Source organism: Serratia sp. CY33802 (assembly GCF_052169095.1).
In the GTDB taxonomy this organism is placed as follows: domain Bacteria; phylum Pseudomonadota; class Gammaproteobacteria; order Enterobacterales; family Enterobacteriaceae; genus Serratia; species Serratia bockelmannii.
This window is the reverse complement of sequence record NZ_JBJNLL010000002.1, coordinates 773,752-787,319: the sequence shown is the minus strand read 5'-3', so window position 1 is coordinate 787,319 and position 13,568 is coordinate 773,752. Positions and strand designations below refer to the sequence as shown.

Annotated in this window: 11 protein-coding genes; 7 read left to right on the top strand and 4 right to left on the bottom strand. The window is 56.3% G+C overall.

Annotation, left to right across the window (positions count from 1 at the left end; genetic code table 11):
* Positions 1-386 precede the first annotated feature (386 nt).
* The 3 genes from betI to betA all read left to right on the top strand — a co-directional run bounded on the left by betI (position 387) and on the right by betA (position 4,278).
* Positions 387-989, top strand: coding sequence for a transcriptional regulator BetI (betI, locus tag ACJ8HA_RS10250; protein ID WP_025302109.1), 603 nt, complete (start codon positions 387-389; stop codon positions 987-989).
* A gap of 14 nt (positions 990-1,003) precedes the next feature.
* Entirely contained in the window at positions 1,004-2,476 is a 1,473-nt protein-coding gene (gene betB, locus ACJ8HA_RS10245) for a betaine-aldehyde dehydrogenase (protein ID WP_025302110.1), read from the top strand.
* Between the two features lie 134 nt (positions 2,477-2,610).
* Positions 2,611-4,278, top strand: a complete 1,668-nt coding sequence (gene betA, locus ACJ8HA_RS10240) for a choline dehydrogenase (protein ID WP_043137153.1) — start codon at positions 2,611-2,613, stop codon at positions 4,276-4,278.
* Positions 4,279-4,387: 109 nt separating this feature from the next.
* Here the strand turns inward: betA and ACJ8HA_RS10235 are convergent, their stop codons facing one another.
* The 3 genes from ACJ8HA_RS10235 to ACJ8HA_RS10225 form a co-directional block, all read right to left on the bottom strand.
* Positions 4,388-6,013: an FMN-binding glutamate synthase family protein gene (locus ACJ8HA_RS10235; protein ID WP_060432723.1), complete on the bottom strand. Its 1,626-nt coding sequence runs from the start codon at positions 6,011-6,013 to the stop codon at positions 4,388-4,390.
* A gap of 186 nt (positions 6,014-6,199) precedes the next feature.
* Positions 6,200-6,790 (bottom strand): LuxR family transcriptional regulator, encoded by a 591-nt coding sequence (locus ACJ8HA_RS10230; RefSeq protein WP_004939094.1) that lies wholly within the window; start codon positions 6,788-6,790, stop codon positions 6,200-6,202.
* Between the two features lie 21 nt (positions 6,791-6,811).
* A complete protein-coding gene (locus ACJ8HA_RS10225; RefSeq protein WP_016928483.1) occupies positions 6,812-7,528 on the bottom strand; it encodes an EAL domain-containing protein in 717 nt (238 codons plus the stop codon).
* A gap of 472 nt (positions 7,529-8,000) precedes the next feature.
* On the opposite strand from ACJ8HA_RS10225, the gene ACJ8HA_RS10220 reads away from it, so the two are divergent.
* The 4 genes from ACJ8HA_RS10220 to ACJ8HA_RS10205 all read left to right on the top strand — a co-directional run bounded on the left by ACJ8HA_RS10220 (position 8,001) and on the right by ACJ8HA_RS10205 (position 13,039).
* Entirely contained in the window at positions 8,001-8,558 is a 558-nt protein-coding gene (locus ACJ8HA_RS10220; protein ID WP_041034152.1) for a fimbrial protein, read from the top strand.
* An 81-nt stretch (positions 8,559-8,639) separates the two neighbouring features.
* Complete coding sequence (locus tag ACJ8HA_RS10215) at positions 8,640-9,368, top strand: fimbrial biogenesis chaperone (protein ID WP_025302114.1); 729 nt, start codon at positions 8,640-8,642, stop codon at positions 9,366-9,368.
* A 75-nt stretch (positions 9,369-9,443) separates the two neighbouring features.
* On the top strand, positions 9,444-12,005 hold the full coding sequence (locus ACJ8HA_RS10210; protein WP_025302115.1) for a fimbria/pilus outer membrane usher protein: 2,562 nt from the start codon (positions 9,444-9,446) through the stop codon (positions 12,003-12,005).
* The gene (locus ACJ8HA_RS10205; protein WP_025302116.1) at positions 12,002-13,039 is read left to right on the top strand and encodes a fimbrial protein; all 1,038 of its coding nucleotides are present in this window, start codon (positions 12,002-12,004) and stop codon (positions 13,037-13,039) included. The genes ACJ8HA_RS10210 and ACJ8HA_RS10205 overlap by 4 nt, the downstream gene beginning before the upstream one ends.
* Positions 13,040-13,097: 58 nt before the next feature.
* On the opposite strand, the gene ACJ8HA_RS10200 is transcribed toward ACJ8HA_RS10205, so the two are convergent.
* Entirely contained in the window at positions 13,098-13,556 is a 459-nt protein-coding gene (locus ACJ8HA_RS10200) for a helix-turn-helix domain-containing protein (RefSeq protein WP_025302117.1), read from the bottom strand.
* Between the last annotated feature and the right edge of the window lie 12 nt (positions 13,557-13,568).

The following is a 13,568-nucleotide window of genomic DNA, read 5'->3' as shown; positions in this document are numbered from 1 at the left end:
CTGAGTAAAATCGTGCCGCTCCGCATTTCGGGGCGCGTTGGCGCCGCCGGAAAACGGGCGAATGAAGGCGGCGACCATCCCCATGGGAATGGCCTGAAAAACGCCGCTTTCGCCTGTTGCTGAAGCACCGGAGCGCTTCGTGGCGGGAACCGCTTACAGCCACTGATTTTGGTCAGATTCGTTAATTACCTCACAAAAATCAGCCAGTTCCACAACCAGATAGTACAAATTTTTAACTAGGCGGCAATAAAATATATGCAATTTTTATTGAACGTTCAATCAAAAAAAAGTTTAATAGTCCTCATGATGACCTGAATCACGGGCGAAACGGCAGTGAAATTTGCCCGCTGAGATAAGGCCGAAGTCGGTTTTGTGAGAGTCGAAATATGCCAAAGGTAGGAATGCAGCCAATCAGAAGGCAGCAGTTGATTGATGCCACGCTCGCCGCGGTAAACGAAGTGGGAATGCATGACGCCACCATCGCGCAGATCGCGCGGCGGGCCGGCGTTTCCAACGGCATCATCAGCCATTATTTCAAGGACAAGAACGGCCTGCTGGAAGCCACGATGCGCTATCTGATCAGCCATCTGGGCGAGGCGGTGAAGCTGCGGTTGCAGGCGCTGACCGATAACAGCCCGGCGGCGCGGCTGCAGGCGATCGTCGCCGGCAACTTCGACGACAGCCAGATCAACAGCGCGGCGATGAAGACCTGGCTGGCCTTTTGGGCCAGCAGCCTGCACCAGCCGCAGCTCAACCGGCTGCAACAGGTGAACGGCCGCCGGCTTTATTCCAACCTGTGCGCCGAGTTTCGCCGCGTTATGCCGCAGCCGCAGGCGCGGTTGGCGGCCAAGGGGCTGGCGGCACTGATCGATGGGCTGTGGCTGCGCAGCGCGCTGCGCGGCTCGGCGTTCAATCAGTCGCAGGCGTTGACGCTCACGACCGAATACATCACGTTCCAACTCCGGGGGCAGACGCCGCCCGGAGGCTAACTCAAGGAGATCCTATGTCCCGTTTTGGCTTGCAGAAGCTCTATATTCATGGCGCCTATGTAGACAGCACCGCTGGAAAAACCTTCAACGCCATTAACCCGGCGAACGGCGAAGTTCTGGCTGAAGTCCAGTCCGCCGGCGCTGAAGACGTCGATCGTGCGGTGGCCAGCGCGGCCAGCGGGCAGAAGGTGTGGGCGGCGATGACGGCGATGGCGCGTTCGCGCATCCTGCGTCGCGCGGTGGATATTCTGCGCGAGCGCAACGATGAACTGGCGGCGCTGGAAACGCTGGATACCGGCAAAGCGATGTCGGAAACCACCGCGGTGGATATCGTCACTGGCGCTGACGTGCTGGAGTACTACGCCGGCCTGATCCCGGCCATTGAAGGCGAGCAGATCCCGCTGCGCGACACTTCGTTCGTTTACACCCGCCGCGAACCGCTGGGCGTGGTGGCCGGCATCGGCGCCTGGAACTACCCGATTCAAATCGCGCTGTGGAAGTCCGCGCCGGCGCTGGCGGCGGGTAACGCGATGATCTTCAAGCCGAGTGAAGTTACGTCGTTGACGGCGTTGAAGCTGGCGGAAATCTACACCGAAGCCGGCCTGCCGGACGGCGTGTTCAACGTGGTGACCGGCAGCGGTGCGGAGGTGGGGCAGTACCTGACCGACCATCCGGGCATCGCCAAAGTCTCTTTCACCGGCGGGGTGAAAACCGGCAAGAAGGTGATGGCCAACGCGTCGGGTTCGACGCTGAAGGAAGTCACCATGGAGCTGGGCGGCAAGTCGCCGCTGATTATCTTCGACGACGCCGATCTGGATCGCGCCGCCGATATCGCCATGATGGCCAACTTCTACAGCTCCGGCCAGGTGTGCACCAACGGCACCCGCGTCTTTGTGCCGGCGGCGCTGCAGGCGCAGTTTGAGGCGAAGATCCTCGAACGCGTGAAGCGCATTCGCCTCGGCGATCCGACCGATCCGCAGACCAACTTCGGGCCGCTGGTCAGCTTCGCGCACATGGAGTCGGTGCTGCGCTTTATCGAAAGCGGCAAGAACAGCGGCGCGCGCCTGCTGTGCGGCGGCGAACGCGTCACCCATGGCGAATTCGGCAAGGGCGCTTATGTGGCGCCGACGGTATTCAGCGACTGCCGCGACGAGATGGAAATCGTGCGTGAGGAGATCTTCGGGCCGGTGATGAGCATTCTCAGCTACCAGAGCGAAGAGGAAGTGGTGCGCCGCGCCAACGACACCACCTTCGGCCTGGCCGCGGGCGTGGTGACCCACGATCTGGCCCGCGCACACCGCGTGATCCACCAGTTGGAAGCCGGCATTTGCTGGATCAACACCTGGGGCGAGTCGGCGGCGGAAATGCCGGTCGGCGGCTATAAGCAGTCCGGCGTCGGCCGCGAAAACGGCCTGACCACGCTGGAGCACTACACCCAGATCAAATCGGTGCAGGTCGAGCTGGGCGAATACGCCTCGGTATTCTGATCTTCCCGTCGCCTTTCGAGCCGCAGCCGCGTTGGCTGCGGCCGACACTCCTCGAGAGCCAAATACACCGCCTGCTGCGGAGCAGCGCTTCGCGTTTTCGCATCGTGCAGGCCTATAAAGTAAGGAGATAATGAATGGAATTTGACTACATCATTATCGGTGCCGGTTCCGCCGGCAACGTGTTAGCCACCCGATTGACCGAGGACGCCGACGTCAGCGTGCTGCTGCTGGAAGCCGGCGGCCCGGATTACCGGATGGATTTCCGTACTCAGATGCCGGCCGCGCTGGCGTTTCCGCTGCAGGGCCGCCGCTATAACTGGGCGTATGAAACCGATCCTGAGCCGCACATGAACAACCGCCGGATGGAATGCGGCCGCGGCAAAGGGCTGGGCGGTTCGTCCCTGATCAACGGCATGTGTTATATTCGCGGCAACGCGATGGATTTCGACAACTGGGCCAAGGCGCCGGGTCTGGAAGACTGGACCTATCTGGACTGCCTGCCGTATTTCCGCAAGGCGGAAACGCGCGATATCGGCCCGAACGATTACCACGGCGGCGATGGCCCGGTGAGCGTCACCACGCCGAAGGCCGGTAACAACGAACTGTTCCACGCCATGGTGGAAGCCGGCGTGCAGGCGGGCTATCCGCGCACCGACGATCTGAACGGTTACCAGCAGGAAGGCTTCGGCCCGATGGATCGCACCGTGACCCCGAAAGGGCGCCGCGCTAGCACCGCCCGCGGTTATCTGGATCAGGCGCGTTCGCGGCCGAACCTGAAAATCGTCACCCATGCGCTGACCGACCATATCGTGTTCGACGGCAAGCGTGCGGTGGGCGTCAAGTATTTGCAGGGCGACAGCAATCAGCTGACTCACGCCACAGCGCGCCGCGAAGTGCTGCTGTGCGCCGGCGCCATCGCCTCGCCGCAAATTCTGCAGCGTTCGGGCGTCGGCCCGGCGGCGCTGCTGAAAAGCCTGGACATCAACGTGGTGCACGATCTGCCGGGCGTCGGGGAAAACCTGCAGGACCACCTGGAGATGTACCTGCAATACGCCTGCAAGAAACCGGTGTCGCTGTACCCGGCGCTGCAATGGTTCAACCAGCCGAAGATCGGCGCGGAATGGCTGTTCAACGGCACCGGCGTCGGCGCCAGCAACCAGTTCGAGGCCGGCGGCTTCATCCGCAGCCGCGCAGAGTTCGCCTGGCCGAACATTCAGTATCACTTCCTGCCGGTGGCGATTAACTATAACGGCAGCAACGCGGTGAAAGAGCACGGCTTCCAGGCGCACGTCGGCTCGATGCGTTCGCCGAGCCGCGGCCGGGTGCAGGTGAAATCGAAAGATCCGCGTCAGCACCCGAGCATTCTGTTCAACTACATGGCGACTGAACAGGATTGGCAGGAGTTCCGCGACGCTATCCGCATCACGCGCGAAATCATGGCGCAGCCGGCCCTGGACGAATACCGCGGCCGCGAGATAAGCCCAGGGCCAGAGGTGCAGACCGACGAGCAGCTGGACGCCTTCGTGCGCGAGCACGCCGAAACCGCCTTCCACCCGTCCTGCTCGTGCAAGATGGGCGAGGACGAGATGGCGGTGGTCGACGGCCAGGGCCGGGTGCACGGCATGGAAGGATTGCGGGTGGTGGATGCGTCGATTATGCCGCTGATCATTACCGGCAACCTGAACGCCACCACCATCATGATCGCCGAAAAGATCGCCGACCGCATTCGACAGCGCGCGCCGTTGCCGCGCAGCACCGCCGACTACTACGTCGCCGGCGATGCGCCGGTGCGCAAGCAGTAACCGACACGCCCTCTCGCCGTTGAGGGGGAGGGCCGCCGTAGCAAGCAACCCCTCTCCATATGCTCTTCCCCAAGGCGAGGGGGCAACTCTCTTTTTATTCCTTATCCCATCATGCCGCCGGCAGCGAGATTGCCTGATCGAAACTGTTGGGCGTCGCCATGCGCCACATGCGGGCGTAGAACTCGCTTTTGATCTCCGGCTGCAGCAGCGCGCCCGGCTCCAGGTAGTAATAGATATCGGCGTATACCTTGATCTCGGTCGGCGTGATGCGGCGCAGCATATGGTGCGAGGTCAGCTGCTCCGGGCGGCTGACGCCGGCCGCCGCCAGCATGTCCGCCAGCGCTTTCACCGTATTTTGATGGAAGTGATAGACGCGCTCCGCCTTGTTCGGCACCACCAACGCCTTCTGACGCAGCGGATCTTGCGTCGCGACGCCGGTCGGGCAGTGGTTGGTGTGGCAGCTTTGCGACTGGATGCAGCCGACGGCGAACATAAAGCCGCGCGCCGAATTCACCCAGTCGGCGCCGAGCACCAGCACGCTGGCGATGTCAAAGGCGCTGATGATCTTGCCGCTGGCGCCAATCTTGATTTGGTCGCGCAGGCCGCAGCCCACCAGCGTGTTATGCACGAACAGCAGCCCTTCGCGCAGCGGCATGCCCATATAGTTGGAGAGTTCGAGCGGGGCGGCGCCGGTGCCGCCTTCCTTGCCGTCCACCACGATGAAGTCCGGCAGAATGCGGGTGTGCAGCATCGCCTTGACGATGGCGACGAACTCCCACGGGTGGCCGATGCACAGCTTGAAACCGACCGGTTTGCCACCTGACAGCTCGCGCAGCTGTTGGATGAACTGCATCATTTCCAGCGGGGTGGTGAAGGCGCTGTGCGAGGCCGGCGAGATGCAATCCATGCCTTCCGGCACGCCGCGGGTGGCGGCGATTTCCGCATCCACCTTCTTCGCCGGCAGAATGCCGCCGTGGCCGGGTTTAGCGCCCTGGCTGAGCTTGATTTCAATCATTTTCACCTGCGGGCTTTGCGCCTGTTCGGCAAAGCGGCGCGGATCGAAATGGCCGTCGGCGGTGCGGCAGCCGAAATAGCCGCTGCCCAGCTCCCACACCAGATCGCCGTTGTTTTCGCGGTGATAGCGGCTGATGCTGCCCTCGCCGGTGTCGTGGTAGAAGTTGCCTTTGGCCGCGCCGAGGTTGAGCGCGCGGATGGCGTTGGCGGAGAGCGCGCCGAAGCTCATCGCCGAAATGTTGAAGATTGACGCGGAGTAGGGCTGGCGGCAGTCGGCGCCGCCGATGGTGACGCGAAAACTGGTCGGATCGGCGGCTTCCACCGGCCGCATGGAATGGCCGATGCACTCATAGCCGGTTTGGTACACATCCAGCAGGGTGCCGAACGGCTTGTCGCCCATCTCGTTTTTCGCTCGGCGATACACCAGCGTGCGCTGGGTGCGCGAAAACGGGATCTCTTCATTGTCCTGCTCGAGGAAATACTGGCGCAGTTCCGGGCGGATGAACTCGAAGAAGAAGCGCAAGCGGCCGATGATCGGGTAGTTGCGGCAAATGGCGTGGCGTTGCTGCGTGAGATCGTAGATACCCAGCACCATCAGGCAACCGCAGGCCAGGGCCGGCAGCCAGAACCACGGATGATTGTGCATCATGATCAAGAAAACCAGGGTGAGCAAGATGCTCAGCACAAAGCAGGTATAGCGGCTGAATAAGGACGACTTCATAACATCTCCTGATGTTTATTTTAATCCACACGACATGACTCACGGATAATCCGTGTGCAAATCGTAACCAACAGGAGGGGATGTTGTGTGTCTGTTGCTGCTTTGTCGCCAGTTGTTACATTAATTTAACGTGACGGAAGGGGGGGCGGGTTGCCGCGCGGCGAACCGCGCAACAAGCCTGGGTATTTATTTGCCGGCGACGAAGATGGTGCTCATGCTGCGCAGCCGCAGTTTTTTCATCGCGCTGTATTTCTGCGAGAAGATGGTTTTCGGGTGCGTGCCGCGCTTTTCCGCAATGTGCAGCAGGCTGTCGCCACGCAGCAGGTTGAAGATCACGTCGCTTTCCGCCGGACTGAGCTCGCGGGTTTTCTGCACCCGGATACCGCCCGGTTCCTTGCTTTCCAGCAGCCGCTGGATTTTTTCCTGCAGCGAATAAAGCGGAATGCGGGTGGAGACCAACTCGACGGAAATCCCCAGGATCGACAACAGTTTCACTACCCGCTCGTCGTCATAAAACACCAGCAGGCGCGTCTTGCTGTTGTACTGCTGATGCAGGGACACCAGGCTTTCGATCACGTTGACGCTCTGTTCCAGGTTTTGCGAGGTGAAAATCAGCGCAATATCGTGCTTGGTGATCTTCTCTGCTTTGGCGCCGCCGTGCATGAAATCGGAAAACAGGCGGATATCGTACGCGCCGTAGTGTTTCTTTAGCAGCACCGACAGGCCAACATAGCTGTACTTACACTCACTAATCACAAGAACGTTGTTTTTAGACATAGGGCAAACACCAATACCGAGTTAAAAGTATTCAGCTGTAAGAAGCGAGTTCAAATCCTTGATGCTGGATTCCTTCCACAGCTTTCCCTGCAGTGCGTAATATGGCATTTCATCCAGCCATTTCTTGTGTTCGGGAGTTTCAACTCCTTCGATAATTACCTTGTAATGATTAAGGTAAAAAAAGCGCAGTAACGCGCGCATCAAGCCCTCGCCGCCGGACTTTTTCATGAAGTCCCAAAGCAGAAAACGGTCGAGCTTAACGAAGCGGAACTGGCTGTTGTACAACGCGGAAAAACCCGCATAGCCAGAACCAAAATCATCGAGCCAAAATGAATAACTATTCAATGACGGATCGCCGTGCACGCGATCTTTCACCAGCCGGGTTGAATTCTCGCTGATCTCAAAATGAATACAGCGCAGGGCATTAATTCTTTCGGCAAAGTGAGTATTCGCCAGCGATTGCAGGGAATAATCGTCAACATTCAAAGTGGCTATCACTTGGTTTTCATGAAACCAGTGTTTGTATTTATCGATCAGATTGATCTGATCCATCAAAATCTCAATCCGGGTGGCGCTGTCGGCGTGACGAAAGAACTGTTCAGGAGAAAAATGGGCGTATTCGCTATTAAACGTAAAGCGAGACAGACATTCAACGGCCAGCAATTGTCCCGATTTCGCGAACATTGGCTGAAAAACATAATTAATACCGTTATTTTTCTCTCTGAAAGAACCGCTCATTTCCCAATCCTTGGATTGATATTTAACTTGTTGATTTTAAATGCTTAAAAAGAAAGTTACTCCAAGTTTATTGGTAAATTTCTTATTTAAAACGTCAGGATGGCCGAAGCGTGTCGACAGACCATTGAACGCGTAATTCGTGCCAAATTCCAAACGTCGCAATATGTTACTAAATGTAAATATTTGGGATAATATTCTGATTTTCAGGCCTTAATGCAAAATCTTGAACTCTGAAGCTTTCCCAAACACAGATTATTCCTATTCATATGAATCGTCAACATCGATCGATAGGTATCCTCCGATAGTTTATTCCTATCAAGAGGGGCCTTATGAATGTTTTAAACGATTTAACATTAAGAATATGCTTAGTCTATATTTCGTCCGGCAATGGATTCATCGGGCTTCATTCCTGACAAGGAGTAGCATCGCTGAATGTACTTTATAAGCGTATTAATTCATCGAGAGTCTAAATATGAAAATCTCTAAACTGTCTGCTGTATTGGCATTGGCTGTAAGCACTGCTGCTATTTCTTCTTTCTCTGCTCAAGCTGCTGACGGGACTATTACTTTCAACGGTAAAGTGACTGACCAAACTTGTACTATCAGCACCCCAGGCGGTAAAGATTTCACCGTAACTCTGCCAACTGTTTCTGCTTCTACTCTGGCAACTCAGAGCGCAACTGCTGGCCGTACTCCGTTCGCGATCAACCTGACCAAATGCTCTAAAGGCCAGGTAGCTACTTATTTCGAACCGGGCGCTACTGTTGATTTCAATACTGGCCGTCTGAACAACCAGGCGCAGACTGATGCTGCAACTAACGTGCAGATCCAGCTTCTGGGCAGCAACAACCAATTCCTGCCTATCCTGGCTGCTGGTGCTAATGGTGCGCAGAATAACTCCCAGTGGGTTACCGTTGCTAACGAAGGCGACTCTGCTGACCTGAACTACTACGCTGAATATTACGCTACCAACGCTGCCGGCGCTGGTGATGTGACTTCTAGCGTTCAGTACACCATCATTTACCAGTAAGTAATATTTCTTTAAGTAATATTCTTATTCGGGTGGGGGAGTTATGCCCCCACCGTTTTCCCTTACCGTAGCGATAAGATAATGAAGAACTCATTTAAAAAATACAGCATATTGCTGAGCGCCATGCTTTTCAGTAGCAGCGTTTTTTCCAGTGTCATTATTAACGGTACTCGTATTATTTATCCGGGAAAGCAACGGGAAGTTACCGTCCAATTATCAAATAATGGTGCTTCACCGGCACTTATTCAGTCTTGGATTGATGAAGGCGACGCAAAAACCACACCAGAAAACAGCAAAGCGCCATTTATCGTTTCACCGCCAATCAGCCGTGTTGAACCGGCTACCGGCCAAGCGCTGCGCGTTTCATTGACCACGGCGAGTTTGCCGCAAGACAAAGAATCCTTGTTTTGGTTGAACGTACTGGAGATCCCGCCAGCACCAACCGGGGCAAACAATGGCGCACCTGAAAACTTTTTACAGGTGGCATTCCGTACCCGCGTAAAACTGCTGTATCGGCCGACCGGTCTGGCGGGAGAAGCGAATGATGCGCCGGAAAAACTGCAGTGGAGCTTCAGCGCTGGGGGCGTCAGCGTGAAAAACCCAACGCCGTACTATGTGTCATTTACCGAGATTAATGCTGTCGTGAACCAAAAACGTGTGCCGTTGGCCCCGCACGGCGACATGCTGGCACCCGGACAGGAAAAGACATTGTCGTTCTCCGGCGACAGCGCGCGCATTGCTGACATTGCCTACACCACTATTAATGATTTTGGCGGACGCGTGTCCCGTACTAAGAATAAGCAAAAGTAACTCTTGGAACAGAGCCTCAGGCCCAGAGCAATTTATTTCAGAGGGCGAGCTTAATTTGGTAAAGGAATGCTTTATATGAAAGAGTTACCTATCTCTGCAGCTGTTAAAATGGCGCTGTCCAATTATAAATCGATTCTGCTGTTAACCGGTAGCGCGCTCTGTCTGGCGGCCCCTGCGACGTCTTGGGCGGAGGGGGTTGCCGATAGCAAAAAGCCGGCAGCACCGGTTGAAGCGACTTTTAACAGCAGCTTCCTGATTGGGGAAGCGCAGGGCGTGGATCTTTCACGCTTCCGTGATGGTAACCCGATCTTGGCGGGAAAATATTCGCTCGACGTGTATGTGAACGGCGAGTGGAAAGGCAAAAAAAGTATCGACTTTAAAAACGTGCCGGGGAAAAACAGCGCCGATACCTGTTTTAGCTTACTGTCGTTGGATGAGTTCGGTGTGGATACCGCCACAATGAGCGGGGATCCTGCCGTTAATACCGAGACGTGCAAAACGCTGACTCAATGGGTACCGGAAGCCTATTACCGCTTGGACACCAGTACGCTGCGCATGGATATCAGCATCCCTCAGGCGGCGCTGCGCCGCAGCGCTCGCGGTTATGTCGATCCGCGCTTCTGGGATCGCGGTATTACCGCCGGCAGCCTGTCGTATAATTTCAATGCGTTCAATACCCACAGCTCTGCCAACGGCAGCAACTCCGATTCAACTAATGCATATTTAACGTTGAATGCCGGGTTAAACGTGGCGGGTTGGCAGCTGCGTCACGATTCCAACGTGAACTGGCGTTCTAACGACAGCACCCATTGGCAAAACACCGCGACTTACGCGCAGCGGGCAATGCCGTCTATCCGCGGCATGCTGACGTTGGGCGACAGTTACACCAGCGGTGATTTCTTCAACTCCATCGGTTTTCGCGGCGTGCAGATCGCCACGGACGATCGCATGCTGCCTGATTCATTGAACGGGTATGCGCCGGTTGTGCGTGGGGTCGCGCAAAGCAACGCCCTGGTGGAAGTACGTCAGAATAACCAGCTGATCTACCAAACTACCGTCGCTCCGGGCGAGTTCATCATCAACGATCTCTACCCTACGGGTTACGGCGGCGATCTGAATGTCACCATTAACGAGGCCGACGGCAGCAAACGCCAGTTCAGCGTTCCCTATGCTTCGGTAGCGCAGATGCTTCGTCCAGGTATTCAGCGTTATGCCATCACTGCGGGTCGAGTACGCGATGATAATTTAAGCAAGGAACCCGACATGTTCCAGGCGACTTATCAGCGCGGTTTTACCAACATTCTTACGGGATACACAGGCGGGATCGTCAGCGATGGCTATGGTGCAGTGCTGGTGGGCAGCGCGGTCGCGACACCGGTTGGCGCATTTGCGCTGGACGTCACTCAGTCCAATACCCGCTTGAAGCAGGGCGACCAATCAGGCCAGAGCTATAAGCTCAGCTATAGCAAGTTGATGACCGAAACCAACACCAACTTCACGATCGCTGCTTATCGCTATTCGACTTCCGGCTACCTCTCTTTGCAGGATGCCGTCTACTCCCGTGACAATGAGCGCAAGGGTTTAAGCGCAGATGCGGTTAACCGCCAGCGTAGCGAATACCAGCTGACGCTGAACCAAGGGCTGGGCGACAATTACGGTTCCTTGTACATCACCGGTTCGGTACGCGACTACTGGAACCGTGGCGGGAGCACCAAGCAGTACCAGGTGGGCTATAACAACTATTATGGTCGCGTGACCTATGGCCTTTCCGCCATGCGCACCTCGGATATGTATAACCGAGATGAGACTCGTTATTACCTGACACTGTCGATTCCATTCAGCGTCGGTTCGCAAACCCTGAGCCTGAACAGTTCACTGGGCTACACCGACAACGGTTACGACAGCAGCCGTGTGGGCATGAATGGTTCAACCGGCGAAGACAACAACATCAGCTATAGCGCTACGTTAGCCAACGATCGTTCAGGCGGCACCAACAGCAGCGTGAGCGGTGAATACCGTAGCCGTTTCGCCACGATGAACGGGTCCTACAGCTATGGTAAAGATTACCGTCAGTCGTCGATCGGTGCATCGGGCAGCGTGGTTGCCCATAGCGGCGGCGTCACGCTGACACCGCAACGCGGACAGACCATGGTGCTGGTGGAAGCGCCAGACGCCGCTGGCGCGATTGTGACCAACTCGCCAGGCGTTCGTATCGATGACAACGGTTATGCTGTGGTTCCTTATGTTGCACCATATCGCATGACGAGCGTAACGCTCGATCCGAGCGGCATGTCACGCGATGTTGAATTGGAAAGCAGCAGCCAACAGGTTGCGCCATATGCCGGCGCGGTTGCCCGGTTGGAATTCAAAACAACGAAAGGCCAGGCATTGATCATTCATGCGCTCGGCCCTGATGGCAACGCGCTGCCGTTTGGCGCTGAAGTGCTGGATACCCGTAATCAGGTGGTCGGCATTGTTGGGCAGGGCAGTCGCATCTACTTGCGTACCGAAGCTAAGAAAGGTTTGTTGCAGATTAAGTGGGGCACACAGCCAACGCAGCAGTGCTCTGTCAGCTATAGCGCCAAGGCGCAAAGCAATAATCCTGACTACGAAATTATTGAAGCGAGTTGCAAATGATAAAGTTTACGCGTGTTCCACCGCTGAATAAAGCGCCAGCGAAATGCCTGATGCTGCTCGGACTGCTGATGGCGGGCGGCCAGAGCGCTTACGCCGCCTGTTACGTTAATAATGGTTACAAGGCGCAGGTGATCAACATGAAGCTTGGGCGCGTGCTGGTTACGCCAAGCAGCCAGGTTGGAGACACCTTGGTCACCGGTCAGTTCGCGATTAACCCGGTCTCCGGTTATGGTCGTTGTTATAACGGCGGTAGCGCGATTGGGCAGATCCTCCAGGGCAGCCGGACGAGCTTCAGCAATGTATGGAGCACCAATATTCCAGGTATCGGGATTCGTTTATACCGTGAAGCGGGGACAATAAGTACTTATTATCCCCACACGTTGGCATTACGGGGTAATACAACCGTCAACCTGAATGGCGGTTACTTTAAGATCGACATTGTGAAAACCGCCGCGCAAACCGGCACCGGCCAACTGGTCCCAGGCAAGTACACGACTTACTATATGGATGGTTCCGGTCAGGGATTGCCGATGCTGGAATCGATCGTCGATGCCAACAGCCTGACGATCGTGACGTCGACTTGCAACGTGGACAGCGGTTCCAAGAACAAGGTGGTTAATCTGGATACTGTCACTGCAGCCTCGTTTGGCGGCGTAGGTTCAACGCAGGGTGAAAAAGCATTTGATATCAATATCAATTGCGTTGGCGGCGTTGGTGAGGATCTGTTGCCAGGCAGTGCGGGACAAGGGATCGTCAATGTGCGTTTTGACTATACGCAGGATGCTTCCAATGCACCTGGGGTGATCAAATCCGAGCCTGGCGCCAACACAGCATCCGGTGTTGCCGTCCAGCTGTTGACCGGCAATACGACCCAGCCGATCAAAAATGGCGATGCGGTCAATGCCGGACGTACCATTCCCAACCAGGCCAATACCTTAACGCTGCCGCTGAAGGCACGCTACTATCGCACCGGTTCGACGATTAAAGGCGGCAATATCAAGTCGACCGCCACCTTTACCATCGAGTACAACTAAGTCGCGTTCCGACGAAAAAGCCAATGGGTTTTATCCATTGGCTTTTTTGCGTTATCGATTAACGCAGCCCCATCCAGCTGGTGCAAACGCCTTCCGGCGGTTTGCCGGCGTACCAGCGTGGCAGCGTGGGGGCATCATGGTGCGATTCAGCCTGCGCCTCTATCGGCTGTGCCGGCCACTCCGCAACATCCCAGCGGGTGGTACGGCGATACACCGCCGGGGTTTTACCGAACTGTTTCTTGAAGGCGCGTGAGAACGAAGGCTGAGAATCGAAATGGTATTGCAGGGCGATATCCAGGATCGGACGCGGGGTGGAGCGCAGCGCCTGCGCCGCCTGCGACAGGCGCCGCTCGCGGATATAGCTGCCGAGCGCGTGGCCGGTGGTGCTGCGGAACATGCGCTGCAGGTGCCATTTGGAGTAGCCCGACTTGGCGGCGACGTTATCCAGCAGCAGCGGTTGGTCCAGATGAGTTTCAATCCAGTCTAGTAAATCGTGAATGATATTGACGCGATCCATGGTTTTAGTTCT